The 20,795-nt window shown below is 66.9% G+C and carries 17 protein-coding genes; 4 read left to right on the top strand and 13 right to left on the bottom strand.

Features of this window, described 5'->3' with window-relative positions; genetic code table 11:
* Positions 1 to 16 precede the first annotated feature (16 nt).
* Both pheA and ACSC1R_RS06635 read left to right on the top strand, forming a co-directional pair.
* A complete protein-coding gene (gene pheA / locus ACSC1R_RS06640; RefSeq protein ID WP_439028290.1) occupies positions 17 to 823 on the top strand; it encodes a prephenate dehydratase in 807 nt (268 codons plus the stop codon).
* Between the two features lie 333 nt (positions 824 to 1,156).
* Positions 1,157 to 1,567 carry an Hsp20/alpha crystallin family protein gene (locus ACSC1R_RS06635; RefSeq protein WP_439028289.1) on the top strand — a complete coding sequence of 137 codons (411 nt, stop codon included), beginning with the start codon at positions 1,157 to 1,159 and terminating at the stop codon, positions 1,565 to 1,567.
* A 380-nt stretch (positions 1,568 to 1,947) separates the two neighbouring features.
* Here the strand turns inward: ACSC1R_RS06635 and leuS (ACSC1R_RS06630) are convergent, their stop codons facing one another.
* A complete protein-coding gene (leuS, locus tag ACSC1R_RS06630) occupies positions 1,948 to 4,605 on the bottom strand; it encodes a leucine--tRNA ligase (RefSeq protein ID WP_439028288.1) in 2,658 nt (885 codons plus the stop codon).
* A gap of 157 nt (positions 4,606 to 4,762) precedes the next feature.
* Here leuS (ACSC1R_RS06630) and leuS (ACSC1R_RS06625) point away from each other — a divergent pair, with 157 nt between their 5' ends.
* Complete coding sequence (gene leuS / locus ACSC1R_RS06625) at positions 4,763 to 7,684, top strand: leucine--tRNA ligase (protein ID WP_439028287.1); 2,922 nt, start codon at positions 4,763 to 4,765, stop codon at positions 7,682 to 7,684.
* Between the two features lie 113 nt (positions 7,685 to 7,797).
* The gene (locus tag ACSC1R_RS06620; protein WP_439028286.1) at positions 7,798 to 8,013 is read left to right on the top strand and encodes a DUF7535 family protein; all 216 of its coding nucleotides are present in this window, start codon (positions 7,798 to 7,800) and stop codon (positions 8,011 to 8,013) included.
* Between the two features lie 22 nt (positions 8,014 to 8,035).
* On the opposite strand, the gene ACSC1R_RS06615 is transcribed toward ACSC1R_RS06620, so the two are convergent.
* The 12 genes from ACSC1R_RS06615 to rio1 all read right to left on the bottom strand — a co-directional run bounded on the left by ACSC1R_RS06615 (position 8,036) and on the right by rio1 (position 20,771).
* Entirely contained in the window at positions 8,036 to 8,416 is a 381-nt protein-coding gene (locus ACSC1R_RS06615; protein ID WP_439028285.1) for a hypothetical protein, read from the bottom strand.
* A gap of 50 nt (positions 8,417 to 8,466) precedes the next feature.
* On the bottom strand, positions 8,467 to 9,462 hold the full coding sequence (locus tag ACSC1R_RS06610) for an ornithine cyclodeaminase family protein (RefSeq protein ID WP_439028761.1): 996 nt from the start codon (positions 9,460 to 9,462) through the stop codon (positions 8,467 to 8,469).
* 65 nt (positions 9,463 to 9,527) lie between these two features.
* Positions 9,528 to 9,971, bottom strand: a complete 444-nt coding sequence (locus ACSC1R_RS06605) for a CBS domain-containing protein (RefSeq protein ID WP_439028284.1) — start codon at positions 9,969 to 9,971, stop codon at positions 9,528 to 9,530.
* 53 nt (positions 9,972 to 10,024) lie between these two features.
* Positions 10,025 to 10,918: a hypothetical protein gene (locus ACSC1R_RS06600; protein ID WP_439028283.1), complete on the bottom strand. Its 894-nt coding sequence runs from the start codon at positions 10,916 to 10,918 to the stop codon at positions 10,025 to 10,027.
* A gap of 174 nt (positions 10,919 to 11,092) precedes the next feature.
* Complete coding sequence (gene thsA / locus ACSC1R_RS06595; protein ID WP_439028282.1) at positions 11,093 to 12,781, bottom strand: thermosome subunit alpha; 1,689 nt, start codon at positions 12,779 to 12,781, stop codon at positions 11,093 to 11,095.
* 240 nt (positions 12,782 to 13,021) lie between these two features.
* Positions 13,022 to 13,576, bottom strand: coding sequence for a KH domain-containing protein (locus tag ACSC1R_RS06590; RefSeq protein ID WP_439028281.1), 555 nt, complete (start codon positions 13,574 to 13,576; stop codon positions 13,022 to 13,024).
* A gap of 94 nt (positions 13,577 to 13,670) precedes the next feature.
* Positions 13,671 to 15,038: an MFS transporter gene (locus ACSC1R_RS06585; protein ID WP_439028280.1), complete on the bottom strand. Its 1,368-nt coding sequence runs from the start codon at positions 15,036 to 15,038 to the stop codon at positions 13,671 to 13,673.
* Positions 15,039 to 15,130: 92 nt separating this feature from the next.
* Entirely contained in the window at positions 15,131 to 16,012 is an 882-nt protein-coding gene (locus ACSC1R_RS06580; protein ID WP_439028279.1) for a winged helix-turn-helix domain-containing protein, read from the bottom strand.
* An 83-nt stretch (positions 16,013 to 16,095) separates the two neighbouring features.
* Positions 16,096 to 17,382: an MFS transporter gene (locus ACSC1R_RS06575; RefSeq protein ID WP_439028278.1), complete on the bottom strand. Its 1,287-nt coding sequence runs from the start codon at positions 17,380 to 17,382 to the stop codon at positions 16,096 to 16,098.
* Between the two features lie 96 nt (positions 17,383 to 17,478).
* Positions 17,479 to 18,399, bottom strand: a complete 921-nt coding sequence (locus tag ACSC1R_RS06570) for an ArsR/SmtB family transcription factor (RefSeq protein ID WP_439028277.1) — start codon at positions 18,397 to 18,399, stop codon at positions 17,479 to 17,481.
* Positions 18,400 to 18,448: 49 nt separating this feature from the next.
* The gene (locus tag ACSC1R_RS06565) at positions 18,449 to 19,654 is read right to left on the bottom strand and encodes a tryptophan--tRNA ligase (protein WP_439028276.1); all 1,206 of its coding nucleotides are present in this window, start codon (positions 19,652 to 19,654) and stop codon (positions 18,449 to 18,451) included.
* Positions 19,655 to 19,871: 217 nt separating this feature from the next.
* On the bottom strand, positions 19,872 to 20,771 hold the full coding sequence (rio1, locus tag ACSC1R_RS06560) for a serine/threonine-protein kinase Rio1 (RefSeq protein WP_439028275.1): 900 nt from the start codon (positions 20,769 to 20,771) through the stop codon (positions 19,872 to 19,874).
* Positions 20,772 to 20,795: the final 24 nt, after the last annotated feature.

Genomic DNA, 20,795 nt, shown 5'->3' with positions numbered 1-20,795 from the left:
CGCTGTACCGCCTGCCATGACAGTCGTCACGCTGGGGCCCGCGGGCACGTACTCACATCGTGCCGCCCGTGCGGTCGCCGAGGACGTGTCGTTCCGCGAATCGGTGACGAGCATCGTCGAGGCCGTCGCCGAGGGCGAGGCCGACCGCGGCGTCGTCCCCATCGAGAACAGTATCGAGGGCAGCGTCACGGAGACGCTCGATGCCCTCGCGAGCTACGAGGTCGCAGTCCTCCAGGAGGTCGTCACGCCCATCCGGCACGCCCTGCTGGCGCAGTCCGAGGAGTTCGACACGGTCGCGAGCCACCCGCAGGCGCTCGCACAGTGCCGGGAGTACCTCGACGAACACTACCCGGGGGTCGAGCGCGAACCCGTCGCGAGCACCGCGCAGGGCGTCGAACACGCCCGCGAGGACGAGACGGTCGCGGCCATCGCTCACCCGGGGACCGCCGACGAGACGGTACAGGTCCTCGCCTCGGACATCCAAGACCGAACCTCGAACGCGACGCGCTTCTTCGTGGTCGCACCGCCGGAGACCCGGTCCGAAGCCGGTGGCAAGACCTCGTTCGTGGTGTACCCGAACACGAACTATCCCGGGCTCTTGCTCGAACTCCTGCAGCCGTTCGCAGAGCGCGACATCAACCTGAGCCGTATCGAGTCCCGACCCTCGGGCGAGCGCCTCGGCGACTACGTCTTCCACATCGACGTCGACGCCGGCCTGTACGAACAGCGCACGAAGGACGCCCTCTCGGTCATCGAGGACATCGCCGGCAACGGCTGGGTGCGGGTGCTCGGGTCGTACGACGTGCGTCACGTACTGGAGTGAGTGGGGAGAAAGCGAGCTGTCTCGACTGCCCCGTTCGACTCGAACAGGTCCAGGTCTCTCGGCGCAGCGTCGGCTCCGATGAACGATTCACTCGTACTGAAAGAGGCTGCTCTCGAATCTGTAGTGCACGGAATGAGCAGCGAGGGCGGCTGGCCAACTCCCCCTTCCTGTCGGCTATCGCCGCCTACTCACGCTTACGAAGCGTGGAGATATGAGGGTGTCGGGGTAATGCAAGTCGCTGAACACGCATTCACCTGAATACTCCGAATCTACAGGACACACGGGCGACCGGAGTCGCTTTTAAGGTATCAGCGCCCGTATCAGTCGCCTGTGATGCGACGAAATCCGTTCGAGGAGTTCGAGGAGATGATCGACCGAATGAGTCAGCAGTTCGACCAGAGCGGAATGTCCACACTGGAGACGGTGCCCATCGACATGCAGGACCACGGCGACGAGTACGAAGTCATCGCCGACCTGCCCGGGTTCGCCAGCGACGACATCGAGTTGACGTTCTCCGAGGGGACACTCCATCTCGACGCCTCGCGCGAGGAGGAGACCGAGGAGGGCTCGGAGGAAGCGGGCCGGTACATCCACCGCGAGCGCCGCGAGTCGGTGAGCCGGAGCATCCGCGTCCCGGAACCGGTCGACGAGGACGGTATCACGGCGTCGTTCAACAACGGCGCATTGACCATCCGCCTGCCGAAGGAGGAGGCGGACGAAGGCCACACCATCGACATCAGCTGAGAACGGCTGTTTTCGGCGGCGTTCCAGAGGTTGTCGTTCGACGCCCCACTGACACTGTTGGAACGGTGGATGGGGCGGTTGGCGACGAGCAGGTGAGTCGTCCAGGAGGGTCGTCCAAGAGAGTCGTCCAGATGGGTAGCGCAGGTAAGTCGTCCAGATGGCGACGAGCAGCGGGCTCGCGCCGGTGGAGATGGTGACCGCACAGCACCGCCACCGCACCACACCCTCCCCACCCGACTGCGCTCCTCGCTCCGCGGTGCTCCGCTGCGGTGCTCATCCCTCGCGCGACTCGTCTCGCGGCTTCACTGGCGTGAAGCACGCTCACCAGCGCGCGCCAGACAGAAAATCCAGTAGAGAGACCGAAATCTGTGACGTTCGGCTCAGTCCTCGTGGACCTGAATCGCGGGGCGCCCGGGGCGGGCCTTCTTCGCCACGCCGTCGTCGGCGTCCTCGGCCGCGAGCACCTGCACCGGGACGTCGAACTCGTCCTCGACGAGCCAGGTCGCACGTTCCAGGGCCTCGCGCTCGCGCTCGGGCGGGAGTGCCTCGGAGAGCCCGGGGTGTTCTGCGGCGAGGTCCTTCGCGAAGTCCGCAGCAGCAGAGCCCTGCTGGCGGAGTTCCTCGTCGCGCATCACGGAGCCGACAACGTCGTCGCCGGCGTCGATAGCGAGTTCGAGGGCGCGGTGCTTCCACTGCGGCGCGACGACCACGTCGATGCCGGTCGGGTCCTCGATGCCGGCCACGTCGATGATCTGGCGGACGTCCTCGCGGGTGTTCTCGACCAGTTTGCGCTCGCGCTCGTGGTCGGTCACGTCGCTGGCGGGGGCGGGCCAGTCGGCGGTGGCGACGAAGTCGGCATCGTCGCCGGCGAGTTCGGTCCAGGCTTCCTCACAGACGTGGGGTGCGATGGGTGCGAGCATCTTGACGGCGGCCTCGACGCCGCGGGCGACCACGCCGGGGTCGGCGTCGTCCCGGCCGCGGTAGCGCACCAGCAGGGTGACCAGTTCGTCTATCTCGCGGGCCGCGAGGTTGAACTGCATCTCGTCGAAGTGGGTTGCGGCGGCCGCGATGGTCGCGTCGGTCTCACGAGAGACGTACGCCGCGGCGGGTGAGTCCGTGTCCGGGGTGGCGTCGAGGTCCACGTCCTCGGCCAGCCGGTAGAGGCGCTGGAGGAACTCGTGGCTGGAGCGGACGCCCTCCTCGCTCCACGGGAAGTCCTTGTCCGGGCGGGCCGCACGCAGGACGAACAGGCGCGCGGTGTCGGCGCCGTACTCCTCGACGATGCGCTCGGGCGAGACGCCGTTGCCCTTGGACTTGGACATCTTCGCGCCGTCTTCGCCCAGAACCATCCCCTGCGTGACCAGCGTGTCGAACGGTTCGCGGTGCTCCAGCAGGTCGAGGTCGGCGAGCGCCTTCGTGACGAACCGGGAGTACAGCAGGTGCATCACGGCGTGTTCGATGCCGCCGACGTACTCGTCGACCGGCATCCAGTCGTTCGCACGTTCGACGTCGAACGGGGCGTCCACCATGTCGGGCGCGGTGAAGCGCAGGAAGTACCACGAGGAGTCGACGAAGGTGTCCATCGTGTCCGTCTCGCGCACGGCGTCGCCGCCACACTCGGGACAGTCGGTGTGCTTCCACTCCTCGGCAGCGTCCAGCGGGTTCCCCGTCGTGTGGACGAACTCGGGGAGTTCGACCGGCAGGTCCTCGTCCGGCACGGAGACCGGCCCACACTCGTCACAGTGGACGATGGGAATCGGGGTGCCCCAGTAGCGCTGGCGGGAGACGCCCCAGTCACGCAGCTGGTACTGGACGGCAGACTCCGCACCGGGGAGGTCCTCGGTGAGGGCCTCACGGGCCTCGGCGCTCGACAGACCGTCGTACTCGCCGGAGTTGACGAGCACGCCGTCCTCGGTGTAGGCTGCCTCCTGCACGTCGACCTCGACGTCGTCGTCTTCGGGTGCGACGACCTGCGTGATGTCGATGTCGTGGGACTGCGCGAAGGCGTGGTCGCGCTCGTCGTGGGCCGGGACGGCCATCAGCGCGCCCGTCCCAACGTCGCTCAGGACGAAGTCGGCGACGTACACCGGCAGGTCCTCGCCGGTCGCCGGATTCGTCGCGGTGAGGTCGGTCTTCACACCCTGGGGCTCGTCGCCCTCGGGGACGGCCACTTCGTCGACGAAGTGGGCTACGTCGTCGTCGCGCTCGGCGGCGGCCTCGGCCAGCGGGTGGTCCGGAGCGAGCGCGAAGTAGGTCGCACCGTGGATGGTGTCCAGCCGGGTGGTGAAGGCGGTCACGTCCTCCTCGCCGTCGGGGGTCTGGATGGTGAACGGAATCTCCGCGCCCTCGGTGCGGCCGATCCAGTTGCGCTGCATGTCCCGGACGTTCGTCGGCCAGCCGTCGAGGTCGTCGATGGCGTCGAGCAGTTCGTCGGCGTACTCGGTGATGCGGAAGAACCACTGGTCGAGTTCGCGCTCGCCGACGGGGGTGTCACACCGCCAGCAGCGTTCGTCGTCGCCCTCGACCTGTTCGTCCGCCAGCACGGTCTCACAGGACGGACACCAGTTGACCTCGCTGGCCTTCTGCTCGACCAGTCCGGCCTCCCTGAACCGGGCGAACATCCACTGGTTCCAGCGGTAGTAGTCCGGGTCGCAGGTCTTGACCTCGCGCTCCCAGTCGTAGCCAAAGCCCAGCGACTCGAACTGGTCGCGCATCTGTTCGATACAGCGCTCGGTCCACTCGCGGGGGTTGGTGTCGCGCTCGTTCGCCGCGTTCTCCGCGGGGAGGCCGAAGGAGTCCCAGCCCATCGGGTGGAGCACGTCCTCGCCCTGCAGGCGCTGGTAGCGGGCGTAGGCGTCCGTGATGGCGTAGTTCCGCACGTGACCCATGTGGAGCTGGCCGGACGTGTACGGGAACATCGCCAGGACGTACTCGGGGTCGGTCGCGTCGTCCTCGACGCGGAACACGTCCGCGTCGTCCCATGCCTCCTGCCATCGTCGCTCGATTCGTGTGTGGTCGAACCCCTGCTGTCGCTGCATAGATATCTCGTTGCGTGAGCCGACGATACGCAGCGTGAAAGGCTTTTCAATCCGACAGCGCGAGACTGGCCGACTCCCGGCGATTCCGGCTGGCTGCCGAGGCGGTCACACCCCCCCTGCGGCTGCCTTTTTGTCGTCTCCACGCGAATCGAAGGGTATGGAGTACGACCCGCAGGCACTCGAAGCGACGTGGCGTGACCGCTGGCGGGAGGAAGGCCGATACGAGGCCACACCCGACCCCGGGTCGGACGCGGAGCCGACGTTCGTCACGGTTCCGTACCCGTACCCGAGCGGCGGGATGCACATCGGGCACGCCCGGACCTACACCGTGCCGGACGTGTACGCGAGATACCGCCGCCAGCAGGGTGACAACGTGCTGTTCCCCATCGCGTGGCACGTCACGGGGACGCCCATCGTCGGGGCGGTCGAGCGCCTGAAGAAGGGCGAAGCGAAGCAACTCGACGTCCTGACGAACACGTACAACGTCTCCGAGGACACCCTCGAAGAACTGGAGACGCCGATGGGCTTCGCCCGGCACTTCATCGAGGAGCACTACAAGAAGGGGATGCAACAACTCGGGCTCTCCATCGACTGGCGGCGGGAGTTCACCACGAACGACGAGCGCTACTCGAAGTTCATCACGTGGCAGTACGAGACGCTGCGCGAGCGTGGCCTGCTGGAGAAGGGGCTCCATCCAGTCAAGTACTGCACCGAGGAGCACCAGCCGGTGACGACCCACGACCTCCTCGAAGGAGAGGAGGCCGAGTTCCAGGAGTACACCCTCGTGAAGTTCGGCGCAGAACTGGACGGGGCGGACGTGACCGTTCCCATGGCGACCCTGCGCCCGGAGACGGTCCGCGGGGTGACCAACGCCTTCGTCGACCCAGACGCCGACTACGTGGTCGCCGAGGTCGACGACGAGTTCTGGTTCGTCTCGCAGACCGCCGCCGAGAAGCTCGACCTGCAGGGTCACGAGGTCGAGGTCCGGTACGAGTACTCGGGAACCGACCTCGTCGGAAAGCACGTCGAGAACCCGGTAACGGGCGACGACGTGCTCGTCCTCCCCGCGAGCTTCGTGGATGCCGACAACGCGACGGGCGTCGTGATGTCGGTGCCGGCACACTCGCCGGACGACTATCTCGCGCTGCAGGAGGCCAGGGAGGCGGCCGCAGCCGGGGAGATGGCCGGGTACGGCATCGACGCCGACGAAGTGGCCGCCATCGAACCGGTCCCAATCCTCGAAATCGAGGGCTACGGCGAGGTTCCCGCGAAGTCGGCGGTCGAGGAGGCGGGCATCGAGTCCAGCCAGGACCCCGACCTGAAGGCGGTCACGCAGGACCTCTACAACGCCGAGTTCCACTCCGGAAAACTGCTGGCGGAGTACGGGAAGTTCGCCGGGAAGGTGGTCGAGGACGTGCGCGACGAGTTCAAGCAACGATACCTCGGCGACGCCTTCGCCACCATGCAGGAGTTCTCCGAGGCGGTCGTCTGCCGCTGCGGCGGCGACGTGGAGGTCGCCAAACAGGAGACGTGGTTCCTGCGGTACAACGACGCCGACTGGAAAGAGAAGGCCCACGACGCCGTCGCGGGACTGGACGCCATCCCGGAGAACACCAGAGAGCAGTACGACCAAACCATCGACTGGCTGAACGAGTGGCCGTGTATCCGCAACTACGGGCTGGGCACCCGCCTGCCGTGGGACCCCGAGTTCGTCATCGAGCCGCTGTCGGACTCGACGGTCTACATGGCGTACTACACCTTCGCCCACCGGCTGGCCGACGTGGACCCCGACGAGATGGACCGCGAGTTCTTCGACACGCTGTTTTATGGCGCAGACGCGGTCGAGGAACCGCCCCAGACCGCCCTCGACCTCCGCGAGGAGTGGGACTACTGGTACCCGGTCGACTACCGGTGTTCGGGCAACGACCTCGTCACCAACCACCTGACGTTCTACCTGTTCCACCACGCGGAACTGTTCGAGCCGTCGAAGTGGCCCCGGGGCATCACCGTCATGGGAATGGGCCTGCTGGAGGGCGAGAAGATGTCCTCCTCGAAGGGGCACGTCGTGCTCCCGGGCGAAGCCATCGAGACGTACGGCGCGGACACCGTACGGTTCTTCCTGATGAACTCGGCAGAGCCGTGGCAGGATTACGACTGGCGCGCCGAGCAGGTCGCCAGTACCAGAGACCAGCTCGACCGCTTCTGGCGACGGGCCCGGGATATCATCGAGCGCGCGGAGCCACGCTCCGCGGATAGTCGAGCGGCGGAGCCGCGAGACAGCGGTGACGGCGAGCGCAACCTCGAACAGATCGACCGCTGGCTGCTCTCGCGACTGCAAGACACCGTCGCGACCGTCACGGAGGCGATGGACCGCTTCGAGACGCGGACCGCCTCGCAGGCGGCCTTCTACAACTTCGAGGAGGACCTGCGCTGGTACCGCCGCCGGACCGACACGAACCGGGCTGGCGCGACGTGGACCCTCCGCACGGTGCTGGAGACCCGGCTGCGCCTGCTCGCGCCGTTCGTCCCCTTCCTGGCGAACGAACTCCACGAGCAACTGACCGGGACGCCCGCCGAGGACGCCCCGTGGCCCGGGGTCGACGACTCGCTTCGGAGCCCGCGTGACGAGGCCGCCGAGAGCCTCGTGGAGCGACTCACGGACGACATCAACGGCATCCAGCAATCGCTCCAGAACGCCGCCGAGGACGTGCCCGAGGCCGACCCCGACGTGGTCCGGGTGACGGTCGCCGCCGACTGGAAACACGACGTGTTCGAGACCGTCCACGAGGTCGGGCCGGACCAGGGCGTGGTCATGAACGAGGTGATGAGCGACCCGGCGCTGCGCGAGAAGGGCAACGCGGTGAACGACCTGGTACAGGACCTCGTCGACCTCGTCCGCGGGACCGACGACGACCGCCTCGTGGAGCTGGCCAGCCTCGACGAAGCCGCGGTGTACGAGGACGCCGCCGGCTTCCTCGCCCGCGAGTTCGACGCCGAGGTCGTCGTCGAGACCGAAGCCGACGACGCGGACACCGGTGCGGTCCCGTTCCGCCCGAGCATCGACTTCGAGGCGAACTGACTGGGGGCAGACAGACAGACAGACAGAGGCGTTCGGAGTGCCGACCCTGGTTCAGCCGTCGCCTCACCTCCGCCCGAGCGCGTCCTTATTCATCTCGGGACCGTACATTTCGCATGGGCACAGCAGAAACAGACGAACAGCAGGTATCGACGCCCAAGAAGGCACTCAGGACGGTGACGAAACTGCCGGGCGGCCATCCCAACGAGGAGATGTCGGCAATCGGGCTCATCATGTTCGGACTCCTGTTCGTCATCCTCCTTCCGATACTCCCAGTCATCGCACTGGTCTGGCTCGTCTCGAAGGCACTGGAATCGGTTCGCCCGCAGTAGCCGGTCCGGCCGACGTAGCTAGCTACGAGTCCAGTCCGTGGCCGGTCCCACCGCCGTTTCTGCCGTTCTCTCCGTCGCCGTTCTCGCCACCGTCACTCCCGCGTGCCCGCCAGCCGCGGTACAGCGCGTACAGTCCGCCGACGAGCAGGACGGCGGAGAACCCGTCGAGCACGTAGTTCAGAACGGTATCGTTCGCGAACCGTCCCTCCCCGGTGAGTTGCAGAACGCTGTAGGCGAGCCAGGACAGGCACATCCCGACGAGGAAGAACAGTCTCGACCCCGAGAGGTCACCCCGGCGGTACTGGAGGAGGAACACCGCCAACAACGACGCGTACGCGACCAGCAAGCCGATGTTCGCGAGTTCGAAGACCGCGAGGTCTGCGAACACGGCAGCGTGGACCATCGGTAGCCTCGAGTTCGCCCCGGCGGCAAAAGTATCTTCGTATCTACAGGTCAGTTCCCGAGACCAAGCAGGTCGAACGGCGTGCCGTTGTCGTTCTCGTCGGCGTGTTCGTAGACGACGTGGGCCGTCGCCACGTCCTGGATGGCGAGGCCGGTCGAGTCGAAGACGGTCACACCGTCGTCGTCGGTCCGGCCGTCGATGGCACCCGTGACTATCTGACCGATTTCGCCGTAGATGTCGTCGTCGGACAGCGTACCGGCGTGGAACGGGACGTTGATTTCACCCGAGTGGGTCGTCTGGTCGTAGTCGTCGATGACGAGTTTCGACGCGAGAAGCACTTCGTCCGCGAGTTCGTGCTTGCCTTCGGCGTCGGCACCCATCGCGTTGACGTGGGTGTGTTCGCCGAGGTCCTCGGCCGAGACGATGGGGTCTTCGACCGGCGTCACGGTCGAAAGCACGTCGCAGTGGCCGGCCTCCGAGATGGACCCCGCGCGGACGTCGAACTCGTCGTCGTAGCGGTCGATGAACCGCTGGACGGCCTCCTCGTTCACGTCCGCGACGACGACCTCCCGAATGTCGCGGACCTGACTGATGGCGTCGAGTTGCGTGTACGACTGGACGCCCGCGCCGACGATACCCAGCGACGATGCGTCCTCGACCGCGAGGTAGTTCGTGGCGACCGCGGCGGCCGCCCCGGTCCGCTTCATCGTGAGTTCGGTCCCGTCCATGATGGACAGCGGGAACGCGGTCTCGGGGTCGGAGTATATCATCGTCCCCATCACGGTCGGCAGACCGTGGTCCTTCGGGTTGTCCGGGTGGACGTTCACCCACTTGATGCCGGCGGCAGCCCAGTCGCTGGCTTCCATGTATGCGGGCATCGACCGGAAGTCGCCGTCGTACTGGGGCAGGTCGATGTAGGACTTCGCCGGCATCTGGGCGTCACCGCGCTCGTAGGCCGCGAACGCTTCTTCGACCGCACGGATGACGTCCGGCATCTGTGCGTTCTCGTCGACGTCCTCGCTGCTCAGGAGGAGTGTCTGCATTATGCCGCAAGATTCGCCGGCATCAACTTATATACCTCGGTCGGTCGTTCGCCGGCTCCAGAACCCGTTCACGGGTCGTCCGGTCGCCACTCCGGCCGTTTCGCCCGGACGTGACGGGCCGCCTCGACCGCCTCGGAGTGGTGCATCGCCACGTCGGTGGGCGTGACCACCCCGACGACCCGCATCTGGTGGGTCACGACGAGGTGTTTGACTCGCTTCCGTCGCATCGTCTCCAGGGCGTCCTCGACGCTGGTTTCGGGTGTCACCGTGACGACCGGACTGCTCATCTCGTCTGCGACCCGGAGCGACGACAGCGGTGCGTCTTCCCGATAGCCGGCGCGCAACACGTCTGTGTCGGTGACGATACCACACTTGAACGAGCGCGTCCGGCCGTCTCGCATGACGATAGCACTACCCACGCCGTGGCGGAGGAACTGCTCGACGGCCTCACGGAGCGTCGCGTCCTCGGCGACGGTCACTGGTTCGTCTGCCATCACCTCGCGAACCTGCATGGCCACTGCACGGGTGCGCGGCGCCAAGAAGGTCGTGGCCGCTCGGTGAGGGGTCAGGCCGAGTCCTCGATCGTGACTTCGTGGCTGGACTCGACGCCGGGTGCACGAACCTCGAACCGGACCGTGTCCGTCTTCACCCCGTAGTCGAGGTGGCTGGTGAGGTGCTCGGTGAGCGTGGTGGACTGGCCGGGGTCGAGCGACGCCTCCATGCGATGCGGTGCGTACATCGGCCCCTCCTCGTTCACGACGGCCCGGGCAGTACCAGTCCCATCACCCTCGTTCGTCACCGGGAGTTCGACCACGATGTCTTCGCCGGGGCCAACCGAGTCCGGGGCCGAAATATCGTCGAAGGTATATTCGGGCGCGGGGTCACCGAGTTCGTCCGCGAGGAACCCCGGGAGGGCCACGTCCCGGGTGTCGCCGCCGACCGACAGCCGGAGCAGCGGCTCCGGCCCCGGACTCGGGGCGGGGACATCGGCACCGAGCCAGCCGGCCCCCTCCTCCGGGTCGTACGGGCCGCCGTTCCCTGCCGCGACCGGGACGCTGTATGGGTTCCGTTCGCCGAGTTCGGTCGACAGGGCGTACGTCTCGTCGCCGACGACCAGGTCGAACGCCCCGAGTTCGGGTGCCTGTCCCGATTCGACGGCGACGCCGACGAACAGGAACTGGCCGTCGGCCGCCTCGACCGCCATCGCGTCCGGGAACGTGAGGTGAAAGTACGAGTGTCGGGTCGTCACACCGGTGAAACGGAACGTGGTCCCACCGACCGTGACAGCACTGGAGAACGCGGCGGGGGACTGGCTGGTCGGCACCGGCGTTTCGGTGGCTGTCGTGTCGGTTTCCGGGTCGGGACGCTGGCCGTCGGCCCCCGGCGACCCGGCGTCGGAGAGACAGCCTGCGGTCGCGAGGACGGTGCCGACGGACGCGAGGAGGGTGCGACGACGCATACGCCAGACCAGCGACCGTCGCGGTAAATACTTTCTACTGGCTGAAATGTCGATCGTATCGGCGAGAGCGTGGGTGCTGTGGCTATCGAATCGGCGTCGAAAGAAGTTCGTCGGTCAGATAGCGGTGCGGGAGCGGGTCGGTGTGGGGTGGGATGTGAGCTAGCGAACCGAGTTTCACATCGCGCCGCCCATGCCGCCCATACCGCCCATACCGCCCATGCCGCCGCCCATGCCGCCTGCGGGCGGGCCGCCTGCGTCGCCACCGTCGTCGGGGTCGATCTGGCCACCGGAGAGGTCGCCTGCGGCGATGACGTCGTCGATGCGCAGGAGCATGACGGCCGCCTCGGTCGCGGACTCGATTGCCTGGCTCTTCACACGGAGCGGCTCGACGACGCCTTCTTCTTCCATGTCGATGACGTCGCCGGTGTAGGCGTCGAGGCCGGCAGCGTACTCGCCGCCGTCGTGCTTGCTGCGAAGTTCGACGAGACTGTCGATGGAGTCGAGACCCGCGTTCTCGGCGAGGGTGCGCGGGATGACTTCCAGTGCGTCTGCGAAGGCTTCGACGGCGAGCTGCTCGCGGCCGCCGACGGAGTCGGCGAAGTCACGCAGTGCGAGCGCGAGCTCGACTTCGGGTGCGCCGCCGCCGGGGAGGACGGTGCCGTCCTCGATGGTCGTGCGGACCACGCCGAGCGAGTCGTCGATTGCGCGCTCGACCTCGTCGACGACGTGCTCGGTGCCGCCGCGGAGGAGGAGCGTGACGGACTTGGCGTCCTCGACGTCCTCGATGAGGATCTGTTCGGAGCCGCCGACGTCCTGCTGGCTGATGTTGCCGGCGAAGCCGAGGTCGTCGGCCTCGATGTCGTCGACGCTGGAGACGACGCGAGCGCCCGTGGCACGGGCGATGCGCTTCGCGTCGGAGTCCTTGACACGGCGGACGGCCAGGATGCCTTCCTTGGCCAGGTAGTGCTGTGCCATGTCGTCGATACCGTCGCCGACGAAGACGGCGTCAGCACCGGCGTCGACGAGCTTGTCGACCATCTCCTTGAGCTGCTTCTCCTCCTGGTCGAGGAACTGCTGGAGCTGGTCGGGGTCGGTGACGTTGACCTCGGCGTCGATCTCGGTCTCGCGCACTTCGAGGGCGTCGTCGAGGACGGCGACGTTGGCGTCCTCGACGAAGAAGGGCATGTTGTCGTGGACGCGCGTCTTGTCGAGGAGGACGCCGTCGACGAGTTCGGAGTTCTCGATGGAGCCGCCGACGATCTTCTCGATCTTGATGTTCTCGGCGTCGATGCCGTCCTCGTCCTGCACGGCGAGGACCGCGTCGACGACGAGCGTGGCGAGGGTGTCCTTCGCGGACTCTGCGCCCTTGCCGGTCATCGCGGTGGCCGCGATCTTCTCGAGGTACTCGCGGTCGTCCGCGTCGACGTCGATGGCGATGTCGTCGAGCACTTCCTTGGCCTTCTCGGCGGCCTGGCGGTACCCGTTCGCGATGGTGGTCGCGTGGACGTCCTGTTCGAGGAGGTCCTCGGCCTTCTTCAGGAGTTCACCGGAGACGACGACGGCGGAGGTGGTGCCGTCACCGACCTCGTCCTCCTGGGTCTGGGCGACCTCGACGATCATGTTGGCCGCCGGGTGCTCGATGTCCATCTCCTTCAGGATGGTGACGCCGTCGTTCGTGACGACGACCTCGCCCGTCGAGTCGACGAGCATCTTGTCCATCCCTTTCGGACCGAGTGTCGTGCGTACGGCCTCGGCGACGGCCTTTCCGGCCGTGATGTTCATCGACTGCGCGTCACGTCCGGACGTTCGCTGGCTGTCCTCGGAGAGAACGATAAGGGGCTGACCGCCCATCTGTTGTGCCATAGTCACTCGATGGATTGAATGGGATTCTACAAAAAGGTTTTGGTGGGAGTGGCTGGAAGCCTGCCAGGAACCCGAGACGGGCCGTGTGGGACAGAGACACACACTACCTTTATATACAACAACGAGTCAGTGGCCGACCCAGCCGAAATCCGGCGATTCGTCTCGGTGGCGCAGACGGCAGGACCGCAAAAAGTACGCGCAGTCGTGCGATTTCGGCGGCGAGTCGTTCGTGGGTCGGGCTCAGGTCCCACCGGGATAGCGGTGGAAGTTCATGCCCTTGCGCTTCAGTTCGTTGTGCTTGCGTTCGAGGTACGAGTACACCGAGCCGTGTGGCGCACCGTCGAGGATACGCTCTGCGGCCTCGCGAACGATTTGCACCTGTTCTGGGTCACCGATGACGCCCATCGTCGTGCCGTAGATGACGACGCTGGAGCCGGTGAGTTCCTCCATCAGTTCCCGGGTCCGGCCGTTCTCGCCGATGAGCCGGCCCTTCTTCCGTTTGAGGTCTCGCTTGTTCCGCGCTGCGGCGTCGATGTCGATGAGGTCGAACATACGCATCTCGTCGTCGAGCAACGAGAGCGCATCTTCGGGCGGGAAGCCACGGCCGATGGCCTGGACGATGTCGGGGCCCTTCAGCGCGTCGATGGGGTCACCCACCTGCTCGATGGCGACGGAACCGTTCTCCGAGTCGATGTCGAGTCTGACACCGGCACGGTTCTCGATTCGTCGCATCGTCTCACCGCCTTCACCGATCAGCACGCCGATGCGGTCCTGCGGAATCTTCACGTGCTGCATGGCCGACGGTATGTTTCCCGACCGTTTAAGGCTTCGGCAGTCGCGGTACCGTGTCTCTGTCCCCCACGACGGCCGCCGCCGACTCGTCATCACCTCACCCGCTGGCGGGCGACGTGAGTGTCTCTACGTCCCCCACCGCCCCGAGGCCACGGAGTCGCTCGTCGAGGAACCAGTAGCATCCCAGTCCGAGGATGGCGACCCCGCCCGTCGCGAGGAGGGGGCCGGGACCGAACAGTTCGGTGAGGGTCCCACCGAGAAGTGCCCCGAACGGGACCGAGACCATCGAAGCGCTCCCGAGGACACTCGAGACACGCCCGACCAGTGCTTCCGGGACGATGGACTGGACCATCGACGAGAGCAGGATGTTCGAGACGCCGACCGGGACGAACGCGACGGTGAACAGTCCGGCCGTAAAGACCAGTGACCCGGTCCGCATGCCGGCCCCGACCGCGGCGAGCCAGAGGACACCACTGGCGAGGAACGCCGCGATGGAGAGCGCCCCGAACGGTCGGTCGTCGACGAGGGAGGCGACGACCGCGCCGAGGAGCGACCCGGCCGAGATAGCCGCCATGAGTGCGCCGTAGGCACCGGACCCGCCGAAGGTATCGGCGAACGCAGGCATGGCCGCGATGGCGGTCCCTCCCGCGGCGAAGTTGACCAGCGAGGCGCCGAGTATCATCGGGACGAGGACGGTCCCACGGACGTACTCGATACCCTCGCGAAGGTCGGCGAGGTAGCCGCTCTCGGTGTCGTTCGGTTCCGTCTCGCCGTCGGCAGATGCCCGGTCCTCGTCGGCGGCGGTCCCGCCGTCGGTGGCCGTCGCCGTGTCCCCCGTGGTCGTGTCGGCAGTGCCCGACGTGTTCGCACCCGAAGCCGTCTCCGATTCCCCGGCGGCCGGGATGGAGACGGTCGTGAACAACAGCGCGGCCGCGAGGAACGTCACCGAATCCACGAGGAACAGGGTGATGGCACCCACGAGGGCGATGAGGACGCCACCGGCCGCGTTGGCGACAGTGTCGGTGCCCTGGTACGCCAGCGAGAACAGCGAGTTCGCCTGTACGAGTTCGTCGTCCTCGACGATTCGCGGGAGGGCGGCGGACTGCGCCGGATACACGAGCTGGTTCAACAGGGAGAGCAGGGGCATCACGGCGAGGATCAGCCACACCGACAGATAGCCGAAGTGGTCCGCGACCGGCAGGGCGACGATGACGACCCCCTGGACGAGCTGTGTCCCGACGAGGACGCGGCGGATGTTCCAGCGGTCGACCAGCGGCCCGGCGAACGCCTGGAGGGCGCTGGGCGCGAGGACGAGGAACCCGGCGATGCCGGAGTACGCGGCGTTCCCCGTGAGGTCGTAGACGAGCCACATCGCAGCCACGAAGTAGAGGCTGTCGCCGACGTTCGTGACGAGTCGCCCGGCGAGGAGGCGGGCGAAGTCTCGGTTCGAGAGGAGCGTTCGCATACCTGTTCAGCCGCCTGCCACGACCATATAGGTAATCAGAACGACATTTCTGTAGGAGCCGAAACAGATGGTTTCTTCTGTAAGAAGCCGGACTACTCTCGCCGCGTCTCGACCACCGCCAGCGACTCGTCGACCGTGACGACCAGCGTCTCCTCGTCCAGTTCGAACGTGACCTCGATGCGAAGCGGGTCCTCGCTCACGGCCCTCCCGTTCTCGGGGTGGAACGCGTCGATGTCCAGCGCCGAGGTCTGGCGAACGTCGATGCCGTGGTCGTCGAAGAAGCCGACGACGGCCGGGGTCCCGATGAGGAAACCGGGGACGAAGGTGTTCACGTCGAGGCCGCAGCGCTGGCACGCCGAGATGGCGTGCCAGCCGTCGTCCTGTTCGGCCGCCCGGTGGGCCATCTGCCCGCTACAGATGGGACAGAAGCCGACCGAGACCTGGGCGACGACCGTGTAGAGGTACCGGTTGATGATGTCGGGGAGGGCTGCGGGGTCCCGTCCCTCGACGACGGCCGGCGGGAGCGGCAGCATGTTGTACCGCTGCTCGCAGTCGGTACAGCGGAGGGAGGCGACCTGGTCCTCGTAGACGGCTTCGAGCGACCCCTCGCACGCCATGCAGGACTCCTCGACCGGCACCGGCCCGACGGTCGACTCGTGGGTGTACACCCCCGAGAGGACGCTCCCGAGGAGGGCGATGCCGGAGAACCGGAGCGTGTAGCCACCGTCGGAATCGCCCGGCAGCTCGTCGTCGTCGCAGTCGATAGTGTCGACCTTCTCCACGAACGTCCCGACCAGCTTGCCGAGGTGGTAGTTGAACTGGCCGGTGTCTCTGATACCGACCCGGTCCCGGAGTTCGGAGAACGAGAGGACCTGTTCGTCGGCCTCCCACAGCGCCCGCAGGATGGCGATTCGCGTCTCGTTCGCGACCAGCCCGAACGCCTCCTCCGGCGGCCGGGTCGCGGCGTCTTCCATGCGAACACCACCAGGGCGTGATCTCTTTGCAGTGTCGGTCACACGACCCGGGAGACGACCCCGGACCCAGGCCGGGAGACAGCTCAGGCCGAAAGCGTCTCCACCTCACCGACCGCCGGCAGCCGCCGGAGGGCAGGAATCGCCAGCCAGTACGACGCGAGGAACAGGAAGCCACAGCCGGTCAGCGCCATCGCGGTGGCCGGCCCGAACGTGGCCGCCAGCGCCCCACCGGCCAGTGCGCCGAACGGGGTCGCCACCGCCGACAGACTCCCGGCGACGGCCATCACCCGGCCGAGCAGTGCCTCGGGCACGAGCGACTGGACCATCGAGACGAGCAGGACGTTCGCGACGCCGTTCGGGACGAACGCGAGCGCCATGAGTCCGACCGTCGCGGGCGTCCACGAGAGTTCCAGTGCGACGAGCCACACCACGCCCGCGAACGCCATCGACCCGACGAGCAACCGCCCGAACGCGAGGTCGTCGAGTTTCCCGGCGACCAGCGCGCCGACGAGCATCCCGCCACCCATCCCCGCCACGAGCAGGCCGTAGACGCCCGCGCCGCCGAGCGAGTCGCCGTAGGAGGGCATCGCCGCGATGGCCGCCCCGAGCGTGAAGTTGATGACGAGCGACCCGGCGAGGAGCGTCGAGAGGATGGACCCGCGGACGTACGCGAACCCCTCCGTCAGGTCGGCGAGGTAGCCGGTCTCCTCGCCCTCCGACGTGGACTCGGAACCGCCGTCAGCCGCGACACCGTCGGCGATGGCGTCGGCGTCGGCGTCGGTGGCCGCCCCGTCGTCGCTCGCGGCCGGCAATCGCAGTGACGCGAACAGCAGGGCGGCCGCGAGGAACGTCACGGAGTCGAACACGAAGATGGCGACCGCGCCGAAGGCGGCGACCAGCAGGCCGCCGAGCGCGTTGAACACCGCGTCGACGCCCTGGTACGCCATCGCGAACAGCGAGTTCGCCTGCACGAGTTCTTCCTTCTCGACGACGCGAGGGAGTGCCGCGGACTCGGCCGGGTACACGACCTGGTTCAACAGCGAGAGTAGCGGCATCACGACGAGGACGACCCAGACCGAGAGGGAGCCGAAGTAGTGCGCCACGGGGACCGCGAGGATGAGCACGGCCTGGACCAGTTGCGTCCCGACGAGCAGTCGCCGGAGGTCCCAGCGGTCCACGAGCGGCCCGGCGAACGCCTGGAAGGCGCTCGGCGCGAGCGTGAGGAAGCCGGCCAGCCCAGAGTAGAACTCGTTGCCGGTGAGGTCGTAGACGAGCCACATCGCCGCCACGAAGTAGAGGCTATCGCCCATGTTCGTGACGAGTCGCCCGGCGAACAGCCGGACGAACGAGTGGTTTGTTCGGAGTGTCATACCAGCGAGGACGCCGGATGGGAGAATAAATGCGTGCAGAATTACACTTCTGTCGCGGGGCGGGCAGAACTCAGGTTCTGTCGATGAATCGGCAGTTCAGGCCTGGGCGTGCTCGACCGGCAGTCGTTCCTCCTCGACCACGCTCAACCGCTCGTCGACCGTCAGCCGGAGCGTCTCGTCGTCCAGCGTGACGTCGAACGAGACGACCAGTGGGTCCTCGGAGACGACCGTCACGTCGTCGAGCAGCCAGTCGAGCGCCCACGTCGGTTCCTCGCGGACGTCGATGCCGTGGTCGTAGTAGAACGAGACGACCGCGGGGTGGCGGGTCATCGCCTCGGTGACGGTCGCGAAGACACCCGCCCCACAGCGCTCGCACTCGTACCGGACGAGCGCCTCCTCGTCGTCGGCCGCGTCGAGGCCGGTCCCACCGCCGAGACCGACCTCGAAGCTCGTCGGACCCTGACACAGCATACAGAAACCCGCGGCGACCTGGTCGACCTGCGTGCGAATCCACCGGTCGAACAGGGCGGGCGTCTCCGCGTGGTCGCGCTCGGAGAACACGCCCGCCGGAACGTTCGCCTGCAGGGTGAACTCGTCGCACTCGGTACACGAGAGGTTCGCCCGTTCGTGCTCGTAGGCGAGTTCGAGCGTGCCCCCACACCGGAGGCACGCGCCGTCGACCGGGACCGGCTCGTCGAACCCCGCCTGCTGGTACGTCCCGGCGAGGATGGCACCGACGACCGCGATACCGGCGTACCGGAGCGTGTACCCGCCCTCGCCGTCCTCGTCGTCTTCGGGCTCTACCTTCCGGACGAACGTATCGGTGAGCTTCGTCAGGTGGTAGTTGAACTGCCCCGAGTCACGCATCCCGACTCGCTCACGGAGCTCCGAGAACGGGACCGGCCCCTCGGTCGCGGTCTTCCAGAGCTCGCGCAGGATGGCCACCCGTGTCTCGTTTCCCAGCAGGGCGAACGCCGCCCCGTGGGAGACGTCCTCTGAAGGGTCCCTCGGTTCCATGATATGTATCAGGTTCCCGAGGAATATCTAGATTCCGTGCGACACCGGATCAGAGCACGTCGATACCGACCGCCTCCAGTGCGGTCCGTCTCGCGTCCGCGTCCAGCCGATAGGCCGGCAGTTCCTCCTCGAGCGAACCCAGTGCAGCCTTCCGTTCCTGGTGTGCCGTGAGGAACTCGCTGATTCGCTCGGCGGCTCGTTCTTTCAACTCGCCGCTGAGTAGCTCACCGGCCCGGTACTCGCGGGCGAGGCGCTCGACCTCGTCGTCGTCCGGTTCGAAGAAGAACCGCAGGAGCTGGAACGACACGTCGATGGTGGGGTCACCACCGTGTTCGCGGTGCTCCTCGAGGCTCGTCCGGCCGCCCGAGAACGCGTGGGTCAGCACCGTGTCCCGGACCGTGTCATGGTCGTCGTCGAGGGTGATGCTCGGTACGTCGGCGCTGCTCGACATCTTCCCTGGTCCCGAGAGGTCCGGCAGGAACTTCCCCAGCAGCGCGCCCGGTTTCCGGACGGGAAACCGCTGTTTCGCGGCCACGTCCCGGGACACCCGGATGTGCGGGTCCTGGTCGACCGCGACGGGGACCAGCGTCGGGTGTTCGCCGTGGACGAGCTGGGGAAGGAGCAGGTGGGCGGTCTGGACTGCCGGGTAGAACGAGAGCCCGACGTTCTCGGGGTCGCCGTAGGTCGCGTCGACCGTCGCCTGCGTGAGGTGCTTCGCGAACGCGCTCGCGAGCGGGTAGACCACGTCGGCGTCGGCCGTGTCGACGACGATGGTCGTCTTCTCGGGGGCGAACCCGACGGCGAGGAGGTCCCGCAGGTTCTGTCGCGTGTACTCGCCGATTTCGGGATACGTGAGGTCTTTCGAGTAGTACTTCTCGTCGTCCGAAAGCGGGATGTACACGTGTGCGCCCGTGGCGTCCTGGAGCCGCTTCGCGAGGTAGAACACGAGGACGTGTCCGATGTGCATCGGGCCGGATGGGCCGATACCCGTGACGATGCTGTGCATCGCTCCCGATTCGGCGGCGTCGAGGTACGCGTCGACGTCCCGGCCGGCGTAGTAGATGCCCCGCCGGAGCATCGGGTGGTCCGGGAAGCGGGCGACCTGCTCGGGGGTGAGGCGGTCCGCGCCGAACTGTTCGAGCAGGCGGTCGTAGTCGACCGTCCCGGAGACGTCGTAGGGGGTGACGACGAAGTCGTCGTGCTGGCTGTCCTCGTTCGTGTGTGGTGCATCTGTCGTGTCGTCGTGTGCTGTCATCGTGGATGTGTGTGCGTGACTGGCGGCTGATGAACGGTGCAAGCAAGAGAACGAAGGGAGCACCGCGTCCCCGCCGACCCGGTTACGCCACGCCGACGCCGCACGCGATACTGTCCGCTCCCGAGTACGCAAACCAGCGCCAACAGGGAGCGGACTGCATGAGAGAACGTACCGGCTTCTGTCGTTTATCGGTTTCGCTCGCGTGTCGCGTGGCCGACTACTCCTCGTCGTCGTCGGCCCAGTCGCCCTGTTCCACCACGAAGTCGTACAGGTCGTCGCCGGTCACGTCGACGCCCTGACGGGCGAAGAAGTTCGCGACGTTCCGGCAGTCGCGTTCGAGGAAATCCCGTGCGTTCGGGTGGTGTATCGTCACGGCCTGCCCGAGGTCGATGACGACCAGTTCGCCCTCGTGGATGACCATGTTGTACTCCGAGAGGTCGCCGTGGACCAGCCCGGACTGGTGCAGGCGTCGCATGTACTCGCGGACGACCTCGTATGCCGTCTCGGGGTTCTCGACGTGCACCTCCGCGAGTCGTTTCGCCCGTCCGTCCTCCGCGCCGATGTACTCCATCACGAGCAGGTTTCGCTCGACCGCCAGCGGCTTCGGAACCCTGACACCGGCCTTCTGGGCGCGTTCGAGGTTCGCGTACTCCTTGCGTACCCACGCCAGCACGACCTGCTTCTTCTTCGAGCCGATGCCCTCGAAGCGCGGGTCGCCGGTCAGGTAGTCCCGCATGTCACGGAAGTCCGAGGCGTTGATGCGGTACGCCTTGATTGCGACCTCCGGACTCTCCTCGTCCAGTGCTGTCGCGGACCGGTCCCCACCGAGTGCCGTGTACACGTTCGCTTCCTTCCCCGTCGAGATAGGGCCTCCGAGCGCGTCGACCCAGCCGTCCTGCACCAGCTTGTACAGCGCGGCGTAGGTCGCGTCGTCGAACACCGACGCCTCCACCTTGAACTGGTCGGCGTCCTTGATTCGTTTCCGGAACTGACTGAACTTTCGGTCTCGTTTCCGTGCGATACGGTCGGCTTCCGTGTCGGAGACGTCGATCTCCTCCCACTCGTCGCCGGGCGTCTCGACGGCTTCGGGCTCCAGCAGTCCGTACTCCTCTGTCATCTAGCCGATGCCACGGGGCGAAGC

This window comes from Haloarchaeobius ordinarius (assembly GCF_051801355.1).
Taxonomy (GTDB): domain Archaea; phylum Halobacteriota; class Halobacteria; order Halobacteriales; family Natrialbaceae; genus Haloarchaeobius.
Note: the sequence above shows the minus strand (reverse complement) of the source record. Positions and strands in the feature narration are given on the sequence as shown.

Excerpts from the sequence above, each read along its gene's own strand:
- pheA (WP_439028290.1), top strand. The coding sequence starts at position 17 with ATGACAGTCGTCACGCTGGGGCCCGCGGGCACGTACTCACATCGTGCC.
- ACSC1R_RS06635 (WP_439028289.1), top strand. The coding sequence starts at position 1,157 with ATGCGACGAAATCCGTTCGAGGAGTTCGAGGAGATGATCGACCGAATG.
- leuS (WP_439028288.1), bottom strand. The coding sequence starts at position 4,605 with ATGCAGCGACAGCAGGGGTTCGACCACACACGAATCGAGCGACGATGG.
- leuS (WP_439028287.1), top strand. The coding sequence starts at position 4,763 with ATGGAGTACGACCCGCAGGCACTCGAAGCGACGTGGCGTGACCGCTGG.
- ACSC1R_RS06620 (WP_439028286.1), top strand. The coding sequence starts at position 7,798 with ATGGGCACAGCAGAAACAGACGAACAGCAGGTATCGACGCCCAAGAAG.
- ACSC1R_RS06615 (WP_439028285.1), bottom strand. The coding sequence starts at position 8,416 with ATGGTCCACGCTGCCGTGTTCGCAGACCTCGCGGTCTTCGAACTCGCG.
- ACSC1R_RS06605 (WP_439028284.1), bottom strand. The coding sequence starts at position 9,971 with ATGCAGGTTCGCGAGGTGATGGCAGACGAACCAGTGACCGTCGCCGAG.
- ACSC1R_RS06600 (WP_439028283.1), bottom strand. The coding sequence starts at position 10,918 with ATGCGTCGTCGCACCCTCCTCGCGTCCGTCGGCACCGTCCTCGCGACC.
- thsA (WP_439028282.1), bottom strand. The coding sequence starts at position 12,781 with ATGGCACAACAGATGGGCGGTCAGCCCCTTATCGTTCTCTCCGAGGAC.
- ACSC1R_RS06590 (WP_439028281.1), bottom strand. The coding sequence starts at position 13,576 with ATGCAGCACGTGAAGATTCCGCAGGACCGCATCGGCGTGCTGATCGGT.
- ACSC1R_RS06585 (WP_439028280.1), bottom strand. The coding sequence starts at position 15,038 with ATGCGAACGCTCCTCTCGAACCGAGACTTCGCCCGCCTCCTCGCCGGG.
- ACSC1R_RS06580 (WP_439028279.1), bottom strand. The coding sequence starts at position 16,012 with ATGGAAGACGCCGCGACCCGGCCGCCGGAGGAGGCGTTCGGGCTGGTC.
- ACSC1R_RS06575 (WP_439028278.1), bottom strand. The coding sequence starts at position 17,382 with ATGACACTCCGAACAAACCACTCGTTCGTCCGGCTGTTCGCCGGGCGA.
- ACSC1R_RS06570 (WP_439028277.1), bottom strand. The coding sequence starts at position 18,399 with ATGGAACCGAGGGACCCTTCAGAGGACGTCTCCCACGGGGCGGCGTTC.
- ACSC1R_RS06565 (WP_439028276.1), bottom strand. The coding sequence starts at position 19,654 with ATGACAGCACACGACGACACGACAGATGCACCACACACGAACGAGGAC.
- rio1 (WP_439028275.1), bottom strand. The coding sequence starts at position 20,771 with ATGACAGAGGAGTACGGACTGCTGGAGCCCGAAGCCGTCGAGACGCCC.